Annotated in this window: 24 protein-coding genes; 18 read left to right on the forward strand and 6 right to left on the reverse strand. The window is 52.4% G+C overall.

Features of this window, described 5'->3' with window-relative positions; all coding sequences use genetic code 11:
• Positions 1-3 precede the first annotated feature (3 nt).
• The 8 genes from ACFQO0_RS03365 (at position 4) to ACFQO0_RS03400 (ending at position 8,018) form a co-directional block, all read left to right on the forward strand.
• The gene (locus ACFQO0_RS03365; RefSeq protein WP_382232614.1) at positions 4-819 is read left to right on the forward strand and encodes a formate/nitrite transporter family protein; all 816 of its coding nucleotides are present in this window, start codon (positions 4-6) and stop codon (positions 817-819) included.
• Positions 820-1,357: 538 nt separating this feature from the next.
• Entirely contained in the window at positions 1,358-2,767 is a 1,410-nt protein-coding gene (locus tag ACFQO0_RS03370) for a CHASE3 domain-containing protein (protein ID WP_382232615.1), read from the forward strand.
• Entirely contained in the window at positions 2,764-3,402 is a 639-nt protein-coding gene (locus ACFQO0_RS03375; protein WP_382232616.1) for a response regulator, read from the forward strand. The genes ACFQO0_RS03370 and ACFQO0_RS03375 overlap by 4 nt, the downstream gene beginning before the upstream one ends.
• Positions 3,403-3,537: 135 nt before the next feature.
• Positions 3,538-3,912 (forward strand): response regulator, encoded by a 375-nt coding sequence (locus tag ACFQO0_RS03380; protein ID WP_382232617.1) that lies wholly within the window; start codon positions 3,538-3,540, stop codon positions 3,910-3,912.
• Between the two features lie 22 nt (positions 3,913-3,934).
• Positions 3,935-4,432 carry a Csu type fimbrial protein gene (locus ACFQO0_RS03385; RefSeq protein WP_382232618.1) on the forward strand — a complete coding sequence of 166 codons (498 nt, stop codon included), beginning with the start codon at positions 3,935-3,937 and terminating at the stop codon, positions 4,430-4,432.
• 26 nt (positions 4,433-4,458) lie between these two features.
• On the forward strand, positions 4,459-5,178 hold the full coding sequence (locus ACFQO0_RS03390; protein ID WP_382232619.1) for a fimbrial biogenesis chaperone: 720 nt from the start codon (positions 4,459-4,461) through the stop codon (positions 5,176-5,178).
• Entirely contained in the window at positions 5,179-7,536 is a 2,358-nt protein-coding gene (locus ACFQO0_RS03395) for a fimbria/pilus outer membrane usher protein (RefSeq protein ID WP_382232620.1), read from the forward strand.
• On the forward strand, positions 7,533-8,018 hold the full coding sequence (locus ACFQO0_RS03400; protein ID WP_382232621.1) for a Csu type fimbrial protein: 486 nt from the start codon (positions 7,533-7,535) through the stop codon (positions 8,016-8,018). The genes ACFQO0_RS03395 and ACFQO0_RS03400 overlap by 4 nt, the downstream gene beginning before the upstream one ends.
• 57 nt (positions 8,019-8,075) lie before the next feature.
• Here ACFQO0_RS03400 and ACFQO0_RS03405 read toward each other — a convergent pair whose 3' ends face one another.
• Positions 8,076-8,357, reverse strand: a complete 282-nt coding sequence (locus tag ACFQO0_RS03405) for a hypothetical protein (protein WP_382232622.1) — start codon at positions 8,355-8,357, stop codon at positions 8,076-8,078.
• Positions 8,358-8,671: 314 nt separating this feature from the next.
• Positions 8,672-9,028, reverse strand: coding sequence for a response regulator (locus tag ACFQO0_RS03410; RefSeq protein ID WP_382232623.1), 357 nt, complete (start codon positions 9,026-9,028; stop codon positions 8,672-8,674).
• A gap of 228 nt (positions 9,029-9,256) precedes the next feature.
• Here ACFQO0_RS03410 and ACFQO0_RS03415 point away from each other — a divergent pair, with 228 nt between their 5' ends.
• Positions 9,257-10,804, forward strand: coding sequence for a cryptochrome/photolyase family protein (locus tag ACFQO0_RS03415; RefSeq protein WP_382232624.1), 1,548 nt, complete (start codon positions 9,257-9,259; stop codon positions 10,802-10,804).
• Positions 10,805-10,866: 62 nt separating this feature from the next.
• Here ACFQO0_RS03415 and ACFQO0_RS03420 read toward each other — a convergent pair whose 3' ends face one another.
• The 4 genes from ACFQO0_RS03420 to ACFQO0_RS03435 form a co-directional block, all read right to left on the reverse strand.
• Positions 10,867-11,769, reverse strand: a complete 903-nt coding sequence (locus ACFQO0_RS03420; RefSeq protein WP_382232625.1) for an alpha/beta hydrolase — start codon at positions 11,767-11,769, stop codon at positions 10,867-10,869.
• A gap of 78 nt (positions 11,770-11,847) precedes the next feature.
• A complete protein-coding gene (locus ACFQO0_RS03425) occupies positions 11,848-12,561 on the reverse strand; it encodes an anti-sigma factor (protein WP_382232626.1) in 714 nt (237 codons plus the stop codon).
• Positions 12,558-13,130 carry a sigma-70 family RNA polymerase sigma factor gene (locus tag ACFQO0_RS03430; protein WP_382232627.1) on the reverse strand — a complete coding sequence of 191 codons (573 nt, stop codon included), beginning with the start codon at positions 13,128-13,130 and terminating at the stop codon, positions 12,558-12,560. The genes ACFQO0_RS03425 and ACFQO0_RS03430 overlap by 4 nt, the downstream gene beginning before the upstream one ends.
• Positions 13,131-13,436: 306 nt before the next feature.
• Positions 13,437-13,988: a fasciclin domain-containing protein gene (locus tag ACFQO0_RS03435; protein WP_382232629.1), complete on the reverse strand. Its 552-nt coding sequence runs from the start codon at positions 13,986-13,988 to the stop codon at positions 13,437-13,439.
• A 314-nt stretch (positions 13,989-14,302) separates the two neighbouring features.
• Here ACFQO0_RS03435 and ACFQO0_RS03440 point away from each other — a divergent pair, with 314 nt between their 5' ends.
• The 9 genes from ACFQO0_RS03440 (at position 14,303) to ACFQO0_RS03480 (ending at position 23,784) form a co-directional block, all read left to right on the forward strand.
• Entirely contained in the window at positions 14,303-15,655 is a 1,353-nt protein-coding gene (locus tag ACFQO0_RS03440) for an NAD(P)/FAD-dependent oxidoreductase (protein WP_382232630.1), read from the forward strand.
• Between the two features lie 27 nt (positions 15,656-15,682).
• Positions 15,683-16,495: a DUF1365 domain-containing protein gene (locus ACFQO0_RS03445; protein WP_382232631.1), complete on the forward strand. Its 813-nt coding sequence runs from the start codon at positions 15,683-15,685 to the stop codon at positions 16,493-16,495.
• Positions 16,492-17,742, forward strand: a complete 1,251-nt coding sequence (locus tag ACFQO0_RS03450; protein ID WP_382232632.1) for a class I SAM-dependent methyltransferase — start codon at positions 16,492-16,494, stop codon at positions 17,740-17,742. The genes ACFQO0_RS03445 and ACFQO0_RS03450 overlap by 4 nt, the downstream gene beginning before the upstream one ends.
• 78 nt (positions 17,743-17,820) lie before the next feature.
• Positions 17,821-18,357, forward strand: coding sequence for a DUF3833 domain-containing protein (locus ACFQO0_RS03455; RefSeq protein WP_382232633.1), 537 nt, complete (start codon positions 17,821-17,823; stop codon positions 18,355-18,357).
• Positions 18,358-18,384: 27 nt separating this feature from the next.
• Positions 18,385-19,152 carry an SDR family NAD(P)-dependent oxidoreductase gene (locus tag ACFQO0_RS03460; RefSeq protein ID WP_382232634.1) on the forward strand — a complete coding sequence of 256 codons (768 nt, stop codon included), beginning with the start codon at positions 18,385-18,387 and terminating at the stop codon, positions 19,150-19,152.
• Positions 19,149-19,619, forward strand: a complete 471-nt coding sequence (locus ACFQO0_RS03465; RefSeq protein WP_382232635.1) for a nuclear transport factor 2 family protein — start codon at positions 19,149-19,151, stop codon at positions 19,617-19,619. Before ACFQO0_RS03460 ends, ACFQO0_RS03465 begins: the two co-directional genes overlap by 4 nt.
• A 310-nt stretch (positions 19,620-19,929) precedes the next feature.
• Entirely contained in the window at positions 19,930-22,122 is a 2,193-nt protein-coding gene (locus ACFQO0_RS03470) for a TonB-dependent receptor (protein ID WP_382232636.1), read from the forward strand.
• Entirely contained in the window at positions 22,122-23,255 is a 1,134-nt protein-coding gene (locus ACFQO0_RS03475; RefSeq protein ID WP_382232637.1) for a PepSY-associated TM helix domain-containing protein, read from the forward strand. Before ACFQO0_RS03470 ends, ACFQO0_RS03475 begins: the two co-directional genes overlap by 1 nt.
• A 16-nt stretch (positions 23,256-23,271) precedes the next feature.
• A complete protein-coding gene (locus tag ACFQO0_RS03480) occupies positions 23,272-23,784 on the forward strand; it encodes a sigma-70 family RNA polymerase sigma factor (protein WP_382232638.1) in 513 nt (170 codons plus the stop codon).
• Positions 23,785-23,792: the final 8 nt, after the last annotated feature.

Consider the following 23,792-nt stretch of genomic DNA (forward strand, 5'->3'; position numbering starts at 1 on the left):
CCCATGTCTGAAATCTTCGGTTCCGATGCGTTCTCCCCCAAGGAAATCGCAGCGCGTGTAGAAGAAATCGGTGTGACCAAGGCGCGCCTGCCTTTTCTTTCCATGCTGATGCTGAGCATTCTGGCTGGTGCCTTCATAGGCTTGGGCGCGCTCTATTTTGTGATCGTCAAATCCGACCCGACGCTGGGCTTTGCGGCCCGGCAGATACTCGGCGGTGCGGTATTTTCTCTGGGCCTGATATTAGTTGTAGTCGCTGGCGCCGAATTATTCACCGGGAACAATCTGCTGGCGATGGCCTGGGCCGATGGAAAGATTTCCACGCTGGAGGTATTGCGCAACTGGGCAATCGTCTGCTGCGGCAATTTCATAGGCGCGGCCGGACTGGCGCTGCTGGTTTATCTGTCGCGCCATGCCGAAATGAACAACGGCGCAATCGCGCAGGAATATCTGTCGATCGCCGCGGCAAAGACTGCGATGCCATTCTGGACCGCCTTCTTCAAGGGTGTGATGTGCAATGTGCTGGTCTGCATGGCAGTGTGGATGGCGTTTGCCGGACGCAGTGTGGTCGACAAGGTCGTCGCGATCATCTTCCCGATTTCGGCCTTCGTTGCAGCAAGCTTCGAACATAGCGTCGCCAACATGTATTTTTTCCCACTCGCGATGCTGCTGCAGGTTGACGGAGCAACTCCTGATGCCATTACCTGGGCTGACTTCTTCAGCAATATGCTGCCTGTGATCATGGGCAACATCATAGGAGGCAGTGTCTTGGTCGGACTGGTCTATCACATCATTTACCGCAGAGCTTCCACAACCAAGTAACTTGCGATAGCACGATAGGAAAAATGCACTCAGGCATTCCTCCTAATTCCTACCCTGATCAAAAGCATCAATCAAACATCATGCCCAGCTTATGCTGTGATGCGATTCCTTTTTAAATCGCTTTCTTCTTCCGAGATTTTTTCGTCTCGTTGCTGAACACTGGAAGTTGGAATGCCCATCTATCGTAAGAACTAGGACTGCTGCTCAAGCTTGATCGCTACCAAGCACTATTCAATGATTGAAGCACGGCTGGAAAATAAGCGCTTACACCCATTCCAAAAAACGAGATGAATCAGATGAAGAGCTAAGGGTAATTAATATTGCCAATCATCAACACATCTTTCATTCATAGATCAATCGAAGATCTCAGTAATTTTTCGTTAAGAAAATAGAATAATTCAGATATATCCCATATTTATGGGATGCGCTCAGTGAAATAAAACAACAAAATCAATGCCATTGAGCAACCGCTTAGTAGTCGGAAATTTGCCCATCCTTGTTTCGGTAATCCGAAGCAACTTGAAGCGAGGTAACAACGATGAAAAACAACTGTTATCCATTGATCGCCCGTGTCAAACCCATCATTTCTTCCGGCCATACCGGGCTCGCGATATTTCTTCTTTTCATTGGTCTTTGCTCATTCATTTATACGGCCACCAAGGGCCTGCAAAGTATCGAGCAGATTGATCTCCATAATCAGGCAAGTCGACAAGCATTACAAAACTCGATACTCATCGGCGAAACGATGTCCTTGGTGAAGGATATAGAGACGGGCCAACGCGGATTCATCATTACTGGCGATGAATCATTTCTGCTTCCGTACAAGCATGCACATGATCTGGTGCAAGAGACCAATAAAAAGCTCAAGGTCAGTTTGGCAGCGGATCGTGAAGACGGGTATTCACACGAACGCCTCGACGATTTGATGCAAAGACGTATACGCCACGCAGAATTTTTGATCGAGCAGAGACGCAAAAATGGGGCGGCAATATTAAACGATCCTTCCTTGTATCTTGAAGGCAAGCAGATGATGGATGAAATACGGCAGGAAATCACCTTCTTGCAAAACGATCAGATGAGTTTGAGCGCACATCGCATTCATCAGGCGCAGGAGGTGCAGGAGCACTCAATGAATCTCAATTTCTGGCTGTCGATTTGGGGAACTGCGCTTCTTTTCGTTTCCGCCATGTTTTTGATTCGTGAAAAACGCATTCGTGATTTGGCACAAGCCCGATTGAAAAATTCCAATGAAATGCTGGAACGTGTTGTACATGAACGAACTTTACAGTTGCAACATGCATTGCAACGTATCAAGAAATTTGCGATGGAGCTAGATGAAAACATCGAGGCTGAACGAAGACGACTTGCTCGTGAAGTGCATGACCAATTGGGCCAGATATTCACATCATTGAAGTTGGTGATGTTAGGAGCAAAGGGCGAACACAAGGCCGAGACCCTGAAAGAGAAAGCGGAAGAGATCGCAGATTTGCTCGACGAGGGCGTCAATGTCGCCCGCAGGATTTCTTCCGAGTTGCGTCCTGCACTGCTTGATGATTTCGGCTTGTCAGCAGCAATTGAACATTATGCGGAAGCGTTTATCAACCGCGGTGGTCCGGCAATGACAATCGCCATCTTGCACGACTCGACACTCACACCGCAACAAGCCAACCAACTGTTCCGCATTTTTCAGGAAGCCGCCACCAATGTATTGCGGCATGCGCATGCAAACAGGATGTGGATAAACGGGAATTTCGATAACAACGTTTACCACTTCATCATCATCGATGATGGCGTCGGCCCCCAGCAAATCAGAAAAGATGCGAGCGGTGTGCGCAATATGCGGGAGCGTGCAACGCTGCTAGGCGGCACTTTCGAATTCGGGCCGGCCGAAGAACAAGGGACAAAAATCACCGTACACATTCCATTACAACTTGAGGGCGGCGCATGAAATGTCTGATTGTTGACGACCATCCCATCATGCGGCTAGGTGTCCGTCAGCTCATCGCGGGACGCTGGCCTGAGGCAGAGATTGCCGAAGCTGAATCAGTAGCCAGTGCCACGGCCAAATTTTCTCAAACCAAGCCCGATATAGTGATACTCGATCTCAGCCTGCCGGATGTCAGCGGCACCGAAGGCGTGGCAAAGATGCTGCGTGTAGCTAAAGAGACGCCTATTCTCGTGCTCAGCCTCAATGCAGAAACCGTCTACGCTTCACGCGTATTGCAAATGGGTGCAGTCGGCTATCTGCCTAAGGATCTGGCAGGTGAAGAATTGATCACAGCCGTGCAACGCATCCTCGAAGGCAAACGTTATGTCACTGCCAGCATGGCGGATCGCCTTCTCGATATACTCGGCGGCAAAGCGGTCGATCAACTACCTCATGAAGAATTGTCAGCGCAAGAGTATCGCGTGATGCTGCTCTTGGCTGCTGGAAAAACTGCCAACGAAGTCGGCGAAGCGATGCACGTCTCCGCAAAAACCGTTAGCACTTATACCGCACGCATCCTGCAAAAAACCGGTTGGAAGAACAAGGTGGAGATGACTAAGTATTGTGTTCAACACGGCCTCACGGCCAAAGACTGAGTGTTTTACCCCTACGCGCTTTCTTGTAAGGATTTCCTTACATAAAGAGACGAACAATCCTTTCCGACACCATCGACTTCGGCGTCTTACCCTTGAAGAGCTTCATGTTTATTCTTTAGCTCATCGGGGGTGCTTATGAAAATAGTCGTGGTGGAAGATTCAGCGGTGATACGGAAACATCTGGTCGCGTTGCTGTTGTCGATACCAGGAGTCTCCGTGATTGGCGAAGCGGAATCGGAACTTGAAGCAGTAGAGATGATTCTGCAGCTTTATCCCGATGTCGTGATTCTTGACGTCAATCTGTCACCAGGAAGTGGATTTAATGTGCTGAAAGCGCTTGGGAAAGCTGGCTCTACGTCGGAAATATTCATGCTGACGAACCAAACGCATGACCAGTATCGCCGTTTAAGTCTGGAATTGGGCGCCACTGGTTTTTACGATAAAAGCACGGGTATTGAAAACGTATTGGACAAGATCCGGTCGATGCTGCAACCCGGATCGTCCAGCTAACCAAAACATTACAGGAGTTGAAATGTCTACATTATTAAAATCAGCTGTTCTTTGTTCAGTACTTGCTTCGAGCGTCGCATTTGCGGGCACCGCCGCGACTACATTCCAGGTCACGGCAACCGTTTTGAGCTCCTGCAATGTCACGGGAACCCTGCTTAACTTTGGTAGCAGCATTGATCCGATCTCTGCATCAGTGCCATTGGATTCAAGTTCCAGCCTGACCGTACAGTGCACCAACACCACGCCTTATACCGTGGCCTTGAATGCAGGTACCAATGCAGGCGGTGCATCGGCTTTTGGTTCACGTGCAATCAAAAATGGTTCGCACACCTTGGGTTATCAGTTGTACACGGATGCTGCGCGCACCACAGTATGGGGCGATGGCACCAGCAGTAACACGGTAGGTGGAACGGGTTCGGGCGGCAATCAATCGTTAAGTATCTACGGTCGTTTGCCATCGTTGGCTGGTGCGGTTCCAGGCAGCTATACCGATACAGTGACCGTTACCATCACTTACTAATCTCTTGATATTTGCAAGGGGCTAAGATGATGCGACTCTGTTTGCTGTTGCTGGCACTATTTTCACAAACTATATGGGCGGCCAACCTCGGTGTCACGCCGGTTGCCATCCACATGGGTGGGGCAGTCAATCGCACCACCGTGAATATCGTCAATTACGGTGCAGAGGCAGTCACCATGCAGGTTGAAACCATCGCATGGACTCGGGTAAACGGTGTCGACCAAGATGGTGAGACATCCGACATCATGGTTAACCCAGCAGTATTCACAGTAGAACCTGGCGAAAGTCAGATCGTACGCATCGGTTTGCGCCGTCCTTCGGACAAACCTTATGAAGAAACTTACAGGCTGGTATTGCGTGAAGTTCCTGTCGTGCGCACCGAGACGGCAGGCACAAATGTACGCGTGCTGGTTGCAATGCGACTACCCATCTACGTGGCACCGGTAAAAGTAATTCGTGACGAGAAATGGACAGTCCGCGCTGACAAAAAAGGCAATCTGGTCGTCAAATTGCAAAATGCAGGCAACGTCCATTACAAAATAGGTGGCGTCAAAGTCAGATTGAACGAAGCCAAGGGCGGTGAACCCGTCGCTTCCACCACGGAAGGTGGCGTCATCTTTCCAGGCGAAGCGCGCAGCTTCTCGATGCGCGCAGTGCAAGCGCTCGCCATTCAGCCGATCACACTTGAAGTATTTACTGATCGTGGACCGCAGTATATTTCTACGGAAATCGCTCGAGGGGACTAGATGCGCTGCTGCGTAATTGCTGCGCTTGCTTTGAATACACCTACCGTCCTTGCACAGTCGAGTGCGACGGAAGCACGTGCCATTGTCCCTGAAACGATGTTGACGGCTCCGGATAACCCATCCCCAAAAAAAATATCGAATGCGACTGTAATCGTTCTTGCCATCGTGATCAATGGCATAGAACAGGACGACACCAGTGCAATATTGCAACTGCAAAAGAATGAAATTGCCGTCGCCCAGACTGATCTGGTGAAATGGAATATGCCAAAACCCATCGCGCAGGAAATAATTTTTGAAGGTTTCGCATATGTTCGCCTATCAGACATTCCGGATATTGAATGGAAAGTAAATCCTAAAACCCAGTCGCTATTGATCAATGCCAAGGCGTCTGCTTTCTCGGTATACAAGATCGCTGTCGAAGATGAAAAAGCGCCACCACTGACAGCCTCGCCGCTCGGCGGCTTCTTTAACTACGATGTGCAGGCGGAGCGTAGCAATCGTCTTAATTCGGTGGGCGGATTATATGAATTTTCGCTGTTCGGTAAGTGGGGCTTCGGCTCTTCATCCTCGCTTTATCGCAACAATAACGGTAGTAGCAGCAATGTCCGCCTGGATACCAGCTGGACCATCGATGTACCGGATAAGCGCCAGAGCGTTTGGCTGGGTGATGCAATCAGTGCAGGCGGTACCTGGGGACGTTCGGTGCGTTTCGGCGGCATCCGCTGGGGAACCAATTTTGCGCTATCGCCTGGCTTTTCAACCTTGCCCCTGCCTACTGTGCGCGGCGAAACTGCATTGCCATCCACACTGGATTTGTACGTCAACAATAGTTATGGATCACAAACGACGATACCTGCCGGCCCTTTCGATCTGGCGAACGTCCCGCTGGTGACGGGTAAGGGAGAAATCCGCATGGCGGTTCGTGATGTCCTTGGTCGGGAACAAATCATTGTGCAGCCGTATTACGCAAGTCGGGCATTGCTCAAACCTGGCCTGCATGACTTTTCGATAGAGGCAGGTCGCATACGTGAAGACTACGGCTTTGCCAGCAACAATTACGGCCGTGCGTTTATTGCCGGTACAGACAGGCTCGGGATTACGCCAAACTTTACGACAGAAATACGGGGAGAAATTCTCAAGTCGCAGCAAACGGTAGGTGCTGGCGGCACCTGGTTATTAGGTACCTTGGGGACCGTCGGTGTGCAAGGGGCCACAAGCCGCACATCTGCCGGTAACGGCTGGTCATCAGGCATCAGCATGGATAGACAGGCACCGGATATCAGTGGCAGTTTCATCGCGCGTTACGCGACACGCAATTTCACACAGTTGGGAGAAATCGAAGGTCGCTCGACCAAGGTTTCCGCCGCGCTAGCCTTGGGGATGTCTTGGCTGCAAGGCGGCATAGGTGCGAGTTATGCGCATCAGACAACTTGGCAGAACGACCGCAATCGTTTGGTAGCGCTCAGCTACAGCCGTAGTCTGGGACAAAACGCTTACTTCAGCCTCGCCGCAACCCGTCAGTTGGATGCCCGCAGCGGCACCACATTCAGCCTGACTCTGATTCATACACTGGGCACGCAAGGCAGTATCTCAGCCGTTCAAACCAAAGACAAGAATTCATCATATACGGCGTTGCAGTTGCAACGCAATATGCCAAGCGGCCCGGGCTATGGCTATCAAATCAATGCGGATCAAAGCGAGTCCCGACGTTACAGTGCTCTCGGCACCTTGCAAAATGCCTATACGCGACTAAGTGGTGGCGTGGCGCATAGTGACAACGATAATGCTTATCGCGTTGGTGCGACAGGTGCGGTGGCAGTGTTGGGAGGAAGTGCATTCCCGACGCGTCGTATCGAAGACAGCTTTGCCGTCGTCAAGGTCGGTGACTACGACGGCATCAGCGTCTTGCGCGACAACCAAAAAGTCGCCAGTACCGGCGATGACGGTTATGCATTCATTACCGGTTTGCGCGGATACGAAAAAAATCGTATCAGTATCGATCAGGCTGATCTGCCTTTCGATGCAGAAATCGACACACTCGACATGATCATTACGCCAGCCATGCGCAGCGGCATTTCGGTGCTCTTCCCGGTCCGCAGAGTGCAGTCGGCTACGGCAAGCTTAGTCACCGCAGACGGCAAACCACTGCCACCGGGTACTGAAGTGATAATGCAGAATCAGCAGAAAAAATCGACCGTCGGTTTTGACGGCAAGATTTTTATCAGTAGCGTAGAAAAACGCGTCAAACTCTCTGCAAGAGTCAATGCATCACACTGTTACGCAGAGGTAGACATGATTGAATCATCCGATACGATTCCCGCACTGGGGACCGTACTTTGTGAAGAAAGGCCGCAATGAAAAAGCTGATGCTGACACTGTTTTTCCTGGTTGTATCCAGTCAGGCGTCTGCCTTGTGCCTGCCGATTGCGTGTACTTGTTCCGTCGCCGTCACACCAGTTAGTTTTGGATCGTTTAATCCCTTGCTGAGCGGCACCCATGATGCCAACGGCAACGTCGCCATGAATTGCGGTGGCGTGGTTGGTCTTGCGATTCCCTACACGATCAAACTCAGCCAAGGAAATGGCACGAGTTATACGGCGCGCAGAATGGCGAGCGGCAGCAATTACTTGAGTTACAACTTATATACGGATAACTATGTGACGATATGGGGAGATGGTACTGGAGGAAGTACAACAACTGGAGGCACCGTCGTGCTGGATGTGCTCGGCTTGTCGCCGCCACGCAATCACACTCTTTACGGGCGCGTAGCGTCAAATCAGAAAACAGCAGTACCAGGATTTTATACAGATACGATCACGGTCACAGTCACCTATTTCTGATGTCCAGAGCCTTATGCAGATAGCGATAAAGGCGTCGCTACGTTTCTCCTGCAGCGCTTAGTAAAAATCAATCACGCGAACCATGTACAACTGATCAGACACCTCAACGACGGTTTCACCATTCACGCTGACAGGTTGAAATTTCTCAGAAGATTCTGCAACATGTTGCACGACCTGCCCTGCGCAAATACGCATATTTGCATAATAAGAATTCTGGCAGGGATCGGCCACAGACAATCCTATCGTCAGGGCAGGTGCATTGACCTTGGCCTTACCAGGCGGCGCTGCAAAGCTTGGATTCAGTGCCAGACAGCAGAGTATGCAAAGAAGGTAACGCATGGATTTTTATACTGATTTTGATGAGCCAGTATAACAGCGGAGCTGGAAAATTTTCCTGAATTAGCCCAAGGGAAAGGTTAAAGATGATGTCATTTTGATGAAAAACGACAATCTATCCAAACACAAAATATTCGCGCATCCATCAATCTGTTTTTCTCAATTCCAGCCATGTTGTGCCTCGGCAGCGCTACTCTTTCCATGCTTTTTTGATATCCAAACGGAGTGCCTAACAGGAATATCATCTCCTGAATCAGGAAAGTGGCGATCATCTCTTCACGCTCTGAATCTGGCGCCTTCTTACCGGATGGCGGTGATTAAAGATTATTTTTAATTTCAGCAACCAGTTGTTCGAGTTCAATGCCTTTATCAAAAAATTCTTCTGCTCCCAGCTGGTTACCCAGTTCTCTATACCGAGAGGCAGTATGGTTGCTCAGCATCCAGACGCGACTTGCGTTGCCCGTCAACCTGATCCTGCGCAGAGCATCCAGGCCTGTACCCCTTTCCAGCGAAATATCCATTAAAACGAGATCCGGGAGTTTCAGATTGATCAAGGCTACTGCCTCATCTTCACTGGCGGCATGACCAACCACATGCACGCCGGGCAGCTTGGTAAGCAGCGAGGTGAGATTGGCTCGTACCATGGTGGAGTCATCAACGAGGGCGATATTCATTCTTTCTCCTAACAGTTGACTCTATTTTAGGAGCTCAAAATTTAAGCGAAAGAAGCGGATAACGACGTGAATTGCAAAGATTTTCTGAAAGGTGTGTAAGGAATACCTTACAGTCAATAGTGGGCTGAACCGGAAGGGATTTTGAACGCGGCGTCAGCGGCAAAAATGTCATTCTTCTATACAGATTCTTAATTACGCAATCCCATTCTGATCAAAGACAGGCAACACATGAATCATCTCCAACCAGCTTCTACCCTGCGTCTTGTCCTAGGCGATCAACTGAATCCGCAGCATAGTTGGTATGGCCATCATCACGATGATGTCGTCTACATAATGATGGAAATGCGTCAAGAGACTGATTACGTTTTACATCACGCGCAAAAGGTGATTGCCATCTTTGCAGGCATGCGGGATTTTGCGCGCGGCCTTCTGGATGCCGGTCATCGGGTGCACTATCTGAAGATTGATGACGCTGCGAACCAGCAGTCGCTGACCAAAAATATCGATGCACTGCAGACGATCTATCAATCCAGCGAGTTCGAGTATCAAATGCCGGATGAATGGCGGCTGGAACAACAGCTTGCCGAGTACGGTCGGCAAAAACGCATGGCATGCAGGGTGGTGGATAGCGAACATTTTTACACGCACCCTGACGATGCCGGGACATTCTTCGCCGGTCGCAAGAAATGGCTGATGGAGAACTTCTATCGTCATATGCGGACGCATCACCAGATATTGCTGGAAGCCGATGGCAAACCCGTAGGCGGCAAGTGGAATTTCGATGCCGACAATCGCAAATCATGGAAGGGCAATCCAAGCGAGCCGTTCGACAACCGCGTGCTGCATGATCATTCCGCCTTATGGCTATCGATCCAGCAAGCAGGTGTCGCCACGTTTGGAAAGGCCCAGGCAACACAACTGGCATGGCCATTGAACCGGGCTGAAGCGCTACAGCAACTGGATGCGTTCATCGAACATGCACTCCCCTATTTCGGCGATTTTCAAGATGCGATGAGCGCACAGGCATGGCGGCTTTTTCACTCCCTGCTCTCGTTCGCTCTCAACACAAAAATGCTCAATCCGCGCGAAGTAGTAACGCGGGTCGAACTCGCCTGGCGGCAGGGGAACGTACCGCTGGCATCGGCGGAAGGCTATATACGCCAGATCGTTGGTTGGCGCGAATATATACGTGGCGTCTATTGGAACCAGATGCCGGGGTATGAAAAAAATAATACCTTCGGCCATGTCGCCCCGCTACCAGAATGGTTCTGGACCGGCGAGACCAACATGCGCTGTCTATCGATTTCAATCGGGGATTCACTAGCCCACGCGCACGCGCATCATATTCAACGCCTGATGATCATTGGAAATTTTGCCTTGCTTGCAGGACTTGATCCGCATGCCCTGCACCGCTGGTATCTTGGCATCTATATCGATGCATTCGAATGGGTGGAACTGCCGAACACTGTCGGCATGAGCCAGTATGCAGACGGCGGCTTGCTGGCCACCAAACCCTATGTTTCCAGCGCTGCTTATATAGATCGCATGAGCGACTACTGCAAAGGCTGCCACTACGACAAGAAGCTGCGCGTAGGCGAAAAGGCCTGTCCTTTTAATGCTTTGTACTGGGATTTCTTTACTCGCAATGCAGACCAGCTTGCGGCCAATCCCCGCATCGGCATGGTTTATCCCCAGCTCAACAAGATGGCGCAACAGGATATAGACGCTTTGCAGGCGCGAGCCAGCGACCTGCGATCGACGTTGGACGAGCTGTAATAGAAGGCAAGGCTGTCAGCGATCATGCATGCGACGTTAATATGCAAAATTATTCTGCAGAATTAATCTGTGGAGTCCGCCACCACCTTCCTGCCATCGGCTTTCACAAACCGATCGACTTCATCCAGCACAGGTGCGAGGTGCTGGAACGGCCAGACCAGTGTCGTGATCAGCGTCGTATGTGACGGCTTGGGGAAGTAGAGCTCTGTGACCGGGACGCCGGCAGCCTTCAGCTTTACGGCCATGCCGCCGGTATTGCGTTGCGGGCTCACCAGCTTGTCGTCGCTCGCCGCTATCAGCAAGGCTGGTGGCGAACCTGCCAATGCAAAATTGATAGGCTGGGAATCCGTTGGCGTGTCAGGAAAATGGAATACCGGTTTGACGTCGGGATTCTCGATAGGCAAAAAGTCATACGGGCCGGCCAGCCCTATCCAGCCGCGCACGATGCTGGGAGACAAACCGGATTGCGCCAGCCAGCGCTTGTCCAGGGCAACCATCGCCGCGTTGTACGCACCCGAGCTGTGGCCCATCACAAAAATATGCTGTGCATCGCCGCCGAAACGCGCGATCTGCCGGTTGGTCCACGCCACGGCTGCGGCACTGTCTTCGATAAAATTTGGATAGCGTACCTGCGGATACAAGCGATAGTCGGCGATCACCGTCACTATGCCACGTGCTGCCAGCGCCGAACCGACAAAGGCATAATCGGCACGCTTGCCGCTCCTCCAGGTGCCGCCATAGAAGAACACGACCACCGGTGCCGCAGCGCCGACATTGCGTGGCCTGTAGACATCCAGCCGTTGGCGCGGATCGTCACCGTAGGCGATGTCAGCCGATTTGTCGTAACTACTGGATGGTGTCACCGCATTCAACAAGGTCAACGGTGAGCAGGCACCGAGTCCCACCACTATTGCCAGGGCGGCGGATACCAGCACCGCGCCCTTCAACACAATCGCCATCGGCATGCAGAGTCCTCAAGGTTGGTTGAACGGGCTGCCAGCCATGTCAGTTGCCCGTTCAGCCGCCCGTCTGGAAATCCATTGCTAGATTTTTACCCACGCGCCTTTGTACAGTATCGGTCCGGTCGCTTTGTTCGGATCGCCAGAACCACCTTTTGGTTCCAGCGTAACGGCCAGGATAGGTGCAGCCTCAGGCGATGTTGCGTCGCCGAGCGTCACCGTATAACTACCCTGCTCATCCATCAAGCCCACCGAGCGCACTTTGCCCTCCTTGGTGATGGCCCAAAGTTCAAGACTCTTGTCCGCGGGGAGTACCTGCGGTTGCACGACCTTGATGGTCATGCGGTTTTTCGTGGCATCGCCGGTGGCGACAGCGATCAGTTGCGCATTATCATCGTTCAGCATGGCGACAAAGGATGTGACCGGTATATCTGTCGTAGGACGCATCATCAGCACCGACAAGAAGATCAGCGCAGCCGTGGTGGAAACCATGCCCAGACCACGCCAGAAACTGAGGTCCTCGCGCAGGTTCAGCCAGTAAGCCAATTTGCGTTTCGCAGGGCTTTGCAGATCGAGTCGCTTGGAAATCGATGACCAGACTGAAGGCGGAGGCTGCACCGCCGTTGCAAACTCGACCATAGGCGCCAGGCGGTCTTGCCATTCGGCGACTGCACGACGCAATGCGGCGTCGGCCTTCATCCAGGTTTCCAGACGGCGACGTGCGCCGCCTATCAATGTGCCGAGCACATATTCGGACGCCAGCTTGTCGCGCAGGGCTTCGTTATGTTGAATATTCATGCTTGCTCCGCTGGGCTGAGACAGATTTTCAGACGGGCGAGGCCGCGTCGTACCCAGGTTTTAATCGTGCCTATCGGCAGCTTCATTTGTGCTGCAACTTCGCCGTGAGACAGATCATGGAAAAATGCCAGCGCAATCGCCTGCCTGTGCAAACCTTCCAGCCGCGAAAAACAGCGTGCCAGTGCTTTCGATTGATCCGATAACTGTAAGGCTTCGATCGGCGTCGGGTCGCTACTTTCGAGCGCCGCCATAACTGCAGGATCAAAACTCTCGTCATCGATTTCCAGCGCTTGATCAGTTTTGCGCAAGGCATCAAAAGCCTTGTTGCGTACGATGGTACTCATCCATGTCATCGGCGCCGCCAGACTGGACTGATAGGTTGCGGCGTTATTCCAGATGCTGACAAAACTCTCTTGCAACACCTCTTCAGCCAGTTCGCGCTTGTGCAAAATGCGCAAGGCAAAACCAAAGAGCTTGGGTGAGCTGGCGTCGTAGAGTGCGCGAAACGCTTCGGCGTCTTTGCGCGCGACTTTCACGAGCCATGTTTTCAGTTGTTCCGGTTCGAGCATGGATAAGTTCCGATCAAGATATTGACGAATTTGCACACGCCATATGGTACGTGATTCGCGCGACATGACCGTAAAAAATCGTCGCCTGTACTCTTGGTCGTATGCTGCAACCATCAACAATCCTCTTGATAGGGAAAGAAAAATAAAATGTAAAGCGCAAATGCAAAGCGTGGCTATTCGCCATCCAATACCGATACCAGCATAGACAGGCTTGGCCATGCACAACCGGCATGCACGGCCACCTGTTGCCATGCCTGGCATTGCCTACAGAACCCGGCAATGCCTACGACTCGGATTACAAACTGCTTACTTCGGCATCAAAACTGTATCGATCACATTGATCACGCCATTCGATTGAATCACGTCATAGGTACTGATGTTGGCCGTGTTGCCGCTCTGATCCATTACCTGGATATTGTGCGCACCGTTCATCGCGAAGCTGAGCTTGGCGCCATTCGCCGTTGCCAGTTCAGCCTTGCCCTTGTGCTTCTTGATTTCTTTCGACAATGCATTGAAATCGTATTTTCCCGGTACGACGTGATAGGTCAGTATCTTGGTCAGGGTGTCCTTGCTCTCTGGTTTGACTAGCGTTTCCACGGTGCCGGCGGGCAGCTTGTTGAAAGCAGCGTTAGTCGGCGCAAAGACAGTGAACGGGCCTTTGCCTTTCAAGGTGTCGACCAGACCGGCTGCCTTGACTGCGGCAACCAGCGTGGTGTGATCGGCCGACTTGACGGCGTTATCGATGATGTCCTTGCTGGCCATCATGCTTTGACCGCCGACCATGACGTCGGCTGCATGTACATAAGAGGCGGAAGCAAGCGTTGCGGTGAGTGCTAAAGCAGTTGCAAATTTGCGCATGGTGTTTCCTTTCAGGTTTGCAGGATTGCCTGAAGATATACGGCGCGTACCCACCAATGGATTCAACATTCTCGGAAATAGTCACAAGCCGCCCATTAATTTCCCTTTGGAAAATTATTTTCAGTTAATCTAAAAATAATTGAATCCAATCCCGGACCTGCTGCGTATGAGTCTTATACGGCGGCAAATGGCAGGTCGATTTTGTCTGTTTGCCGCTACTCCTTTAGTTACATGGCTGGCGTTTGACTATCGTTTTGATCGTCGCGGCGGCCATTTCATGCTGCAACTGGAGCAATAACAAGATGAAAATGGGAATGAAAATCGCTGTCGCCGGGTCCGGCATCTCGGGCTTGTCATGCGCCTACCGACTGGCAGAAGCCGGTTACGACGTGACCTTGTTTGAAGCAAACGACTATTTCGGCGGCCACACGCATACCGTCGACGTCACGCTGGATGGCTATACGCATGGCGTGGATACTGGCTTCCTCGTTTTTAACAAGAAGACCTATCCGCATCTGATTGCGCTATTTGCTGAACTGAAGGTGGAAACGGCAGCGACCGATATGTCATTCTCGGTCAAGCTGCCACTCGCAAATCGCACACTGGAATGGGCTGGCGGCAATCTGGATGCGGTATTTGCACAGCGCCGCAATCTGGTCAGTCCGCGCTTTCATCAAATGCTGCGCGACATCCTGCGCTTTAATCAAAATGCGACCAAGCTGGCGATGGATGCGGAAATCAAATCCAGCATTGAGCTGGAAGCAGAATCCGACCGCGAAATGACGCTCGGCATGTATCTGACCCAGCACGGCTACAGCAAGGAATTCCGCGACTGGTATTTGCTGCCGATGGCAGGCTGTATCTGGTCCTGCCCTACCGAGCAGATGCTGTCATTCCCACTTAAATCCTTCCTGCGTTTTTGCCACAACCACGGACTGCTGCAAATCAATGACAGGCCGCAATGGCAAACCGTCAGCGGCGGCGCCCGACATTATGTGGACAAGATGCTGGCAAAGATTCCGAACAAGCATTTGCATACAGCGATCGAATCGGTAACGCGCACCACCATCAGCAATGTCACACAAATTAAAGTGCAGACACGCCAGGGTGACACCGTAAGCGAACACGACTTCGATCACATCGTGCTCGCCTGTCACAGCGACCAATCCTTGCGCGTATTGCAGGATGCACGTCCAACAGAAATATCCGTGCTGTCTGCCATCACCTACCAGCCCAATACCGCGGTACTGCACACCGACACAAGCTGTCTTCCCAAGCAAAAGAAGACCTGGTCGGCGTGGAATTATCAGAGCGCTCAAGACAGTGGTGAACCGCGCGTCTGCGTGCACTATCTGATTAGCCAGTTGCAGCCGCTGCCGTTCAAACAGTCCGTCATCGTGTCGCTCAATCCTATCGACGCGCCGCATCCGGGCAGTGTACTTGGCAGCTATGACTATGCGCATCCGGTATTCGATGCCAAGGCGATTGCTGCACAGCGCAAGCTATCGTCAATTCAAGGCAAGCAAAACACCTGGTTTGCCGGTGCCTGGACCGGCTATGGCTTTCATGAAGACGGCTTGAAATCTGGCCTGGCGATTGCCCAGGCCATCATCGAGCAGGCAGAAGAATTTGCAAGCTATGCGCCAAGATCACTTGCAACAGCTTGAGAACCTGACGACAGAACAAGAGAAATCATGAGCACCGTCAACCGACCGCAACTATGCTTTGGCACCGTACGCCATAGTCGCTCGCGCCCTGCGGTACATGCATTCAACTACGGCGTGTACTTCATGCGGCTGCCGCTGCGCGCCATGGCTGCGCGTGATGTCGACACGGGCCGCTGGTCGAGTCTTTTTTCGCACAACCGTTTTAATCTATTGTCGTTCTACGACAAGGATCATGGCGATGCCCAGCAAGCGCCATTAGCCTGGATAGATGGCTTGCTAAAGCAGGAAGGCATCCATGATGCCGATGGCGAGATCTGGCTGCAGGCGTTCCCGCGAGTATTGGGCTATGTGTTCAATCCGGTGTCCTTCTGGTTCTGTCATCGCAGCGACGGGCAACTGCGTGCGGTGTTGTGCGAAGTGCGCAATACCTTTGGCGAACATCATCGCTATCTGCTCGACACCGGTACGGTCATGCCGTACGGCATTGAGCTGACGGCGCACAAGGTATTTCATGTGTCGCCATTTTGCGAAGTAAGCGGCGAATACCATTTTCGCTTCATGCGCAAGACACACGCATATGTCGATGATACAGACGGCTGGTCCGAGCGGACTGTCGCGCGTATCGCTTACGACGATGCAGCCGGACCATTGCTGTTGACCAGCCTGTCGGGCATCTCGCGCCAGCTCAGCAATGCCAGCGTGATCAAGGCATTCTTTCTTTATCCCCTAATGACCTTTGGCGTCGTCGCAAAAATCCATTGGCAGGCACTGCGCCTGTGGATCAAGCGCGTGCCCTTCTTCAGAAAACCGCAGCCTCCTTCCCATGAGATGAGCCGATGACTACCAACTCACTAGAACAACAGTCTTTTCCATACGAGGCAACAGCCGGCGCGCAGGCCGATACGCTGATAACGTCCGACCTGCCATCGCAAGTCAGATTCATCCTCCAACTGTTAAGCAAGATGGAACACGGTGCCCTGCGCATGGAATGTCCGGACGGGCGGATTGCGCAGTTCGGCAATGGCAATACAGCAGTCACGCTGTCGCTGGACAACTGGGAAATCTGCAACGCGTCATTGAAGTCGGGGGATATCGGCTTTGCCGAAACCTTCATCGATGGCCATTGGCGTACCGACAATCTTGCGGGCCTGATCGAAATTTTTATCCGCAATCGCCAGCAAATCGAATCGGTCATTTACGGCACGTGGTGGGGTCGCCTGCTGTATCGCGTGCGGCATCTGTTCAATCGCAACTCGCGCACCGGCAGCCGCAAAAATATCCATGCACATTACGATATCGGCAACGCCTTTTATCAATTGTGGCTGGACCCTTCCATGACTTATTCCAGTGCGCTGTTTGCGGATGGGCATACCGATAATCTGCAACAGGCGCAAGATGCAAAGTACCAGCGCATCCTGGACCAGCTTCGCCTGCCATCGCAGGCGCGCGTATTGGAAATCGGCTGTGGCTGGGGCGGCTTCGCGGAACTGGCGACGACATCTGGTGCACATGTCACCGGACTGACTTTGTCGACAGAACAACTGGACTTCGCCAATCAGCGTCTGGCAAAAGCCGGCTTGAACGAAAAAGCAGAATTGCTGCTGAAGGACTATCGGGATGCCGACGGCCAATTCGATGCGATCGCCTCCATCGAAATGTTCGAAGCGGTGGGCGAAGCTTATTGGCCCAGCTATTTCGCCTGTATTGCACGCAATCTCAAACCGAAGGGCCGCGCCTGCATTCAGACCATTGTGATCGATGACACCTTGTTCGAGCGCTATCGCAAGGGGACGGATTTTATCCAGCAGTATATTTTTCCCGGCGGCATGCTGCCTTCACCATCGGTATTCCGCATGCATGCAGAACAGCATGGCTTGCGCGTGGTGGACGAGTTCAAGTTCGGGCTCGACTACGCGCGAACGCTCGATGAATGGCGCTGCGCTTTCAAGGAGCGTTTGTCACAGGTACGGGAGCAAGGTTTTGATGAACGCTTTCTGCGTACCTGGGAATTTTATCTGGCCTACTGCGAAGCGGGATTCCGCGCCGGCAGTATCGATGTCATGCAATTCACGCTGGAAAAAAGTTGAACTAGCCACTACACGCAAACACGACAAAAAAATTGAACGGCTCAGACCTGAGCAGACAATCACATGAAGAGGCGAGCTATGCGTTACCTAAAATTAGTACTGGCAACAGTTGCTGCAACACTGCTCGTATCCTGTGCACCGATACAGCCATCGCAATATGCGGCTGAAAAACCCGTGCTCGACATCAAGCAGTATTTCAACGGCACACTAGACGCGTGGGGCATGTTCCAGGATAGATCGGGCAAAGTGGTCAAGCGCTTTACCGTCGTCATGCGGTGCACATGGGATGGCGATGTCGGCACGCTGGATGAAGACTTTACCTATTCGGATGGCACCAAGCAAAAACGCATCTGGACCATTCGGCAAGTCGCACCCGGCAGTTACATCGGCACGGCATCCGATGTAGTCGGCGAAGCAATCGGTACGGCGTCCGGCAATGCCTTGAACTGGAAGTATGTTCTTGCCTTGCCGGTAGACGGCAAGGTTTACAACATGGAAATGGATGACTGGATGATACTGATGGACGACCGCGTGATGTTGAATCGTACGTCGATGAGCAAGTTCGGTGTTGGCCTCGGCGAAGTAACGCTGTCTTTTACCAAGCGTCCGCAATAGGTAATCGTTTTCATACAAGAGCAATCAATGAATCCTCGTATTACAGATTGGCACAATAAGCGCGTCTGGATCATAGGTGCGTCCACCGGCATCGGTGCGGATACCGCGCGCTTACTGTTGGCAAAGGGCGCGCGCGTTGCGCTTTCTGCACGACGTGCCGACATGCTGCAGGACGTCGCACAGGGCAACCCCAATGCCTTGGTGGCGGCGATGGACATCACCGATCATGCGGCCGTATTGGCTGCACGCGATGCGATCTTGCAGCAATGGCAGGGCTTCGATCTGATATTGGTAGTGGCGGGCAGTTACAAGGAAATGCGCGCCGACAGTTTCGACCTTGCCGTCGCCAATCAAATGATTGATCTGAACGTGCGCGGCGTCTTGCATTGTCTGGATGCAGTGTTGCCCGACTTGCTGGCACAAGGCAATGGCGGAATCGGCATAGTTGCATCCGTGGTTGGCTTTAGTGGTTTGCCTAAAGCATTGATTTACGGGCCGACCAAAGCGGCGCTGATCAATTTGTGTGAGTCGCTTTACATAGACCTGCATCCGCGCGGCATTGCCGTGCATCTGATTACGCCCGGATTTGTCGATACGCCGTTGACGCAGAAAAATGACTTCCCCATGCCGGCATTGATGTCGGCTACCGAGGCGGCGCAGGCGCTGGTGCACGGACTGGAACGCGGGCAATTCCACATCCACTTCCCCCGGCGCTTCACGAACTTCTTGCGACTGCTGCGCCTGCTACCCTACCGCCTGTATTTCTGGTTGATCCACAAAGGAACCGGACTATGAATGAATCGATTAACAGTGCTGCAAATCAAGCGCCCGATCACCAGGCTGCACTGGAAAATGTCGTACGTTTTTTTGAAACCATGACGGTGGAATCTGCACAAACCCAGCTGCCGTATATATACGCGGAAAACGCCAGCTTCAAGGACCCATTCAACGAAGTACGCGGCCTGCCCGCCATCGAGCCACTGTTCACGCACATGTTCGTGCAAGTACAAAACCCGCGCTTCGTGATCACCACTCACATCCTGCAAGGCAATCAGGCTTTTATTACCTGGGACTTCCTGTTCCATATGAAGCGCTATGCGCGCGAAGAACAATGCATACGCGGTGCAACACAACTGCGCTTCAACGATGCAGGCCTGGTCGAAATGCATCGGGATTTTTGGGATGCGGCGGAAGAACTCTATGAAAAATTACCCGTAGTCGGCAGCCTGATGCGCGTATTGAAAATGATCGCGCGCAAGTAAAAATGCCATCGTCAAGGCGATGGCATTTATTGCAATTTTCTTAATTTTATTTCGCTACAGTTACGCAAGCGCCCGCCAAAATCCCCCTTTCGCAGCGCCACAACCCAGCATAGCAAGTACCAACTGTCCCGGCATCCAAGCGTCGTAACTGCGCCTCCCGTTCCTGGCTATCCCCAATTTGCAACGCACAATGCAGTCTAGTGTTGCGAGAGTGTATGCACTCAACCTATAATGAGAACAATTCGTATTTGTATTCGCTTTTACAATAAAGCGGACTCTCGTATCTGCCTACTGGCAAAAAAGGAAATCCATGTCGCGCCGCACATCTCGTCCAATTCTCAAACAAACCCTGATCGCATGCGCTTTGCAAGCCGCGCTGCCCATCCTCGCCGGTACCGCATTTGCACAAACTGCCGATCCAGCGAACACCACCGAGTTGACTGAGATTGTCGTGACTTCAAGCGCAGACGCTTCGGCAGAAGGTTTGTCGAAACCATATGCGGGTGGACAGGTTGCGCGTGGTGGACGTGCTGGGATCTTGGGTACACAAGACATGATGGATACACCGTTTTCCATTACCAGCTATACAAATGAACTGATTCAAAATCAGCAAGCCAAGAGCGTAGCGGATGTCCTGCAAAACGATCCGACCGTGCGTATCGCACGAGGATTCGGCAACTTCCAAGAGTTGTACATGATCCGCGGCTTCAACGTTTATTCAGACGACATGTCTTATAACGGCCTGTATGGCTTGTTGCCGCGCCAGTATGTCGCGGCCGAGCTGTTGGAACGTGTCGAAGTGTTTCGCGGCGCGAGTGCATTCCTGAACGGCGCAGCTCCGGGCGGGAGTGGAATTGGTGGCTCAATTAATGTAGTACCGAAACGCGCCGGCAACGATCCACTGACACAAGTCACTATCGGCGTTGAAAGCGGCGGACACTATCAAGTCGGCGTTGATCTGTCGCGCCGCTTTGGCGAAGACAAAGCCTCGGGCTTGCGCGTAAATGCTGTCCGTCGTGATGGTGAAACTTCAGTGGATAACGAGAAGCGTGAACTGTCCTTGCTGTCGCTGGGCTGGGACTGGCGTAGTCGCGATGTACGCGTATCGACCGATTTGGGCTATCAAGAACATAAAATTAGCCAGCCACGCCCAAGCCTTTACGTCGGTACTGTCGTCCCGACAGCGCCTGACGCTTCCAAGAATTTTGCACAACCCTGGACCTATTCAAACTCGCGCGACGCCTTCGGCACAGTGCGTGGCGAGATCGATTTCAGCGATGCAGTGACTGGTTGGGCAGCTGCTGGCATACGCAAAGGACGCGAATCGAATCGCTTGGCTAACCCGCTGATAACCGCTGCCAATGGAGACATGTCGACATATCGTTGGGAAAACGAGCGTCAAGACGACGTAGCCACCGGCGAGGTCGGTCTGCGCGGCAAACTGCAGACCGGTTCTGTCAAGCACGCGTGGACTGCATCAGCGTCAGCTTTTCAGTCAAAGGAATATAACGCCTTCAAAGGGTCCGCTTATAACGCACTGCAAACTAACCTTTACAACCCAGTGGCCTACGCCATGCCAGCGCTGGACGGCTACGGCGAAGGCAACCTTTCCAATCCACCGCTAGTTGGAAAATTGGAGATGTCCAGTGTAGCCTTGGCAGACACCTTGTCCTTCCTGGACGATCAACTGTTGTTGACTCTCGGTGCCAGACAGCAAAGTATGGAAAGCTACGGCTATAGCGCAGTCACTGGTACGCAAGAGAGCCACAACAAGAAAACTAAGACATCCCCGATTGCAGGAATCGTCTTCAAGGCAAGTCATCAGGTCTCCGTATATGCCAACTATATTGAAGGCTTGGAAAAGGGCCCCGTTGCACCGGCTTATACAAACAATCGCTTTTCCCTCTTTGAGCCGCAAGTGTCGGAACAGAAGGAAGTCGGCGTCAAGTATGACTTCGGCAAATTTGGCGGCACCTTGGCTTATTTCATGACTTCTCGCCCTAGCTCATATGTGAATGGTGCCAACGTGTTTGTCGTAGAAGGTGAGCAGAAAAACCGCGGTGTTGAGTTGAGCCTGTTCGGCAATGTACAACGCGGTCTTCGTCTGCTCGGTGGCTTGACAGTGTTGGATACAGAACAGAAAACTTCAGTTGCCAGCCTGAACGGGAAAGACTCAATAGGTGTGCCGAAGACCATGGCCAACCTCGGTGTTGAATGGGATGTTCCCGGCATGAGTGGTTTTAGTGTTAACAGCCGTGTCGTGTATACCGGTTCGCAATATGCGAACGGCACGAACACATTGGAGATTCCTTCCTGGACACGCGTTGACCTCGGTGCTCGTTATCTGAGCACCATCGCCAACAAGCTTGTGACTTGGCGTGCTCGCGTCGATAACGTTGCTAACCGTGACTACTGGGCTTCATCCGGCGGCTATCCGGGTCAGTCTTACCTTGTGCTGGGCGCTCCGCGCACATTTACATTGTCCGCTTCCATCGAGTTTTAATGAACACAGCAAGCCTGCGCCGCTGGGCCTGGATCCACAAATGGTCCAGTCTGGTATGCACCATCTTCATGTTGCTGCTCTGCCTGACAGGGCTGCCGCTGATCTTCCATCACGAAATCGGGCATTTGCTCGGAACCGAAGTCGAGGCGCCGGAGATGGCGGCTGACACGCCGCGTGTCAGCATGGACAAGGTGATGGAAGTTGCCAAGGCGCGTCATCCTGGTTTGGTCGGAATGTTTGCCTCGCAGGAAGAGGATGACGATCGCGTCTGGTTCGTTACGCTGTCGAGCACGCCTACTTCTGAAACCGGCATGAAGCAGGTTGCCATCGATGCGCGTACTGGTGAGGCATTGGCGGAACCAAAGCTGGATGAGGGCTTCATGTACATCATGTTCAAGCTGCATGTGGATTTGTTTGCCGGTTTGCCGGGGATGCTGTTTCTCGGATTCATGGGCATCTTGCTCATCGTCGCGATTATTTCCGGTGTCGTACTGTATGGCCCATTCATGAAAAAGCTGAAGTTTGGCACCGTGCGTGATCAGCGCTCATCGAGATTGAAATGGCTGGACCTGCATAATCTACTAGGCATCGTCACGCTTTCATGGTTGCTGATTGTCGGCGCCACCGGCGTCATCAATACCTGGGCAGACCTGCTGGTCAAATACTGGCAATATGATCAGATGGCGGAAATGATCGCGCCATACAAGGGAAAACCACCGTTGACTGAGTTAGGGTCACTGCAAAAAGCAGTCGATGCTGCCATCGCGCTGGAACCGAGCATGAAGATGGGTTTCATCGCCTTCCCGGGCACCACATTCAGCAGTCCGCATCACTACGGTATTTTCATGCGCGGCACCGAGCCATTGACATCCCGGCTCTTCAAACCGGTACTGGTGGATGCAAAAACCAGCGAAGTAACGGATAGTCGCGTGCTGCCCTGGTATCTGACTACCCTACTCGTTTCACAGCCACTGCACTTTGGCGACTACGGTGGCCGGCCCATGCAAATCCTGTGGGCGATTCTCGATCTGATGACCATCGTTGTACTCGGTAGCGGTTTGTACCTGTGGTTCGTGCGGCGCAAGACCAATGAAGCACGGATGGAAAAATTGATTCAGGCGCATCAAGCCTGATTACCTGTTGAATACCATGCTGCTCACTCATACACGATCACAAGAACTGGCCGTTCTCTACAGCGACCATCATGGCTGGCTCGTCAGTTTTTTGCGGCGTAAATTGGGGAACATAGACAACGCCAACGATCTGGCGCAAGACACGTTTACCCGCATATTGACGGCGCGCGATGCAGATGCAATTCGTGAACCGCGTGCCTACCTGACCACCATTGCGTCTCGCCTGACCGCACAATATTTTCGTCGACTGGCACTGGAGCGCGCCTATCTGGACGCACTGGCAGCAATGCCGGAAGAAACCGTCCCGTCACCGGAAACCCGCATGCTGATAGTCGAAGCGCTCACCGCCATCAGTCGCATACTCGATGGTTTGTCACCGCGCGTACGTGAGATTTTTTTACTGTCGCAACTCGATGGATGGACCTACGCCGACATCGCTACGCAGTTCGGCATGTCGGTGAACGCGGTACAAAAATCGATGATCAGGGCGTTCCAGCATTGCTATACAGCAGTCTATCCAGCGCAATAATTATTTCT

This window comes from Herminiimonas aquatilis (assembly GCF_042665175.1).
Taxonomy (GTDB): Bacteria; Pseudomonadota; Gammaproteobacteria; order Burkholderiales; family Burkholderiaceae_D; genus Oxalicibacterium; species Oxalicibacterium aquatilis.

What these genes read in the sequence shown, in the direction of transcription:
- ACFQO0_RS03410 (WP_382232623.1), bottom strand. Translation starts at nt 9,028, where the DNA reads ATGAATATCGCCCTCGTTGATGACTCCACCATGGTACGAGCCAATCTC.
- ACFQO0_RS03445 (WP_382232631.1), top strand. Translation starts at nt 15,683, where the DNA reads ATGAGCACCGTCAACCGACCGCAACTATGCTTTGGCACCGTACGCCAT.
- ACFQO0_RS03395 (WP_382232620.1), top strand. Translation starts at nt 5,179, where the DNA reads ATGCGCTGCTGCGTAATTGCTGCGCTTGCTTTGAATACACCTACCGTC.
- ACFQO0_RS03480 (WP_382232638.1), top strand. Translation starts at nt 23,272, where the DNA reads ATGCTGCTCACTCATACACGATCACAAGAACTGGCCGTTCTCTACAGC.
- ACFQO0_RS03420 (WP_382232625.1), bottom strand. Translation starts at nt 11,769, where the DNA reads ATGCCGATGGCGATTGTGTTGAAGGGCGCGGTGCTGGTATCCGCCGCC.
- ACFQO0_RS03475 (WP_382232637.1), top strand. Translation starts at nt 22,122, where the DNA reads ATGAACACAGCAAGCCTGCGCCGCTGGGCCTGGATCCACAAATGGTCC.
- ACFQO0_RS03365 (WP_382232614.1), top strand. Translation starts at nt 4, where the DNA reads ATGTCTGAAATCTTCGGTTCCGATGCGTTCTCCCCCAAGGAAATCGCA.
- ACFQO0_RS03390 (WP_382232619.1), top strand. Translation starts at nt 4,459, where the DNA reads ATGATGCGACTCTGTTTGCTGTTGCTGGCACTATTTTCACAAACTATA.
- ACFQO0_RS03385 (WP_382232618.1), top strand. Translation starts at nt 3,935, where the DNA reads ATGTCTACATTATTAAAATCAGCTGTTCTTTGTTCAGTACTTGCTTCG.
- ACFQO0_RS03450 (WP_382232632.1), top strand. Translation starts at nt 16,492, where the DNA reads ATGACTACCAACTCACTAGAACAACAGTCTTTTCCATACGAGGCAACA.
- ACFQO0_RS03430 (WP_382232627.1), bottom strand. Translation starts at nt 13,130, where the DNA reads ATGCTCGAACCGGAACAACTGAAAACATGGCTCGTGAAAGTCGCGCGC.
- ACFQO0_RS03470 (WP_382232636.1), top strand. Translation starts at nt 19,930, where the DNA reads ATGTCGCGCCGCACATCTCGTCCAATTCTCAAACAAACCCTGATCGCA.
- ACFQO0_RS03375 (WP_382232616.1), top strand. Translation starts at nt 2,764, where the DNA reads ATGAAATGTCTGATTGTTGACGACCATCCCATCATGCGGCTAGGTGTC.
- ACFQO0_RS03380 (WP_382232617.1), top strand. Translation starts at nt 3,538, where the DNA reads ATGAAAATAGTCGTGGTGGAAGATTCAGCGGTGATACGGAAACATCTG.
- ACFQO0_RS03370 (WP_382232615.1), top strand. Translation starts at nt 1,358, where the DNA reads ATGAAAAACAACTGTTATCCATTGATCGCCCGTGTCAAACCCATCATT.
- ACFQO0_RS03400 (WP_382232621.1), top strand. Translation starts at nt 7,533, where the DNA reads ATGAAAAAGCTGATGCTGACACTGTTTTTCCTGGTTGTATCCAGTCAG.
- ACFQO0_RS03435 (WP_382232629.1), bottom strand. Translation starts at nt 13,988, where the DNA reads ATGCGCAAATTTGCAACTGCTTTAGCACTCACCGCAACGCTTGCTTCC.
- ACFQO0_RS03425 (WP_382232626.1), bottom strand. Translation starts at nt 12,561, where the DNA reads ATGAATATTCAACATAACGAAGCCCTGCGCGACAAGCTGGCGTCCGAA.
- ACFQO0_RS03415 (WP_382232624.1), top strand. Translation starts at nt 9,257, where the DNA reads ATGAATCATCTCCAACCAGCTTCTACCCTGCGTCTTGTCCTAGGCGAT.
- ACFQO0_RS03405 (WP_382232622.1), bottom strand. Translation starts at nt 8,357, where the DNA reads ATGCGTTACCTTCTTTGCATACTCTGCTGTCTGGCACTGAATCCAAGC.
- ACFQO0_RS03455 (WP_382232633.1), top strand. Translation starts at nt 17,821, where the DNA reads ATGCGTTACCTAAAATTAGTACTGGCAACAGTTGCTGCAACACTGCTC.
- ACFQO0_RS03460 (WP_382232634.1), top strand. Translation starts at nt 18,385, where the DNA reads ATGAATCCTCGTATTACAGATTGGCACAATAAGCGCGTCTGGATCATA.
- ACFQO0_RS03465 (WP_382232635.1), top strand. Translation starts at nt 19,149, where the DNA reads ATGAATGAATCGATTAACAGTGCTGCAAATCAAGCGCCCGATCACCAG.
- ACFQO0_RS03440 (WP_382232630.1), top strand. Translation starts at nt 14,303, where the DNA reads ATGAAAATCGCTGTCGCCGGGTCCGGCATCTCGGGCTTGTCATGCGCC.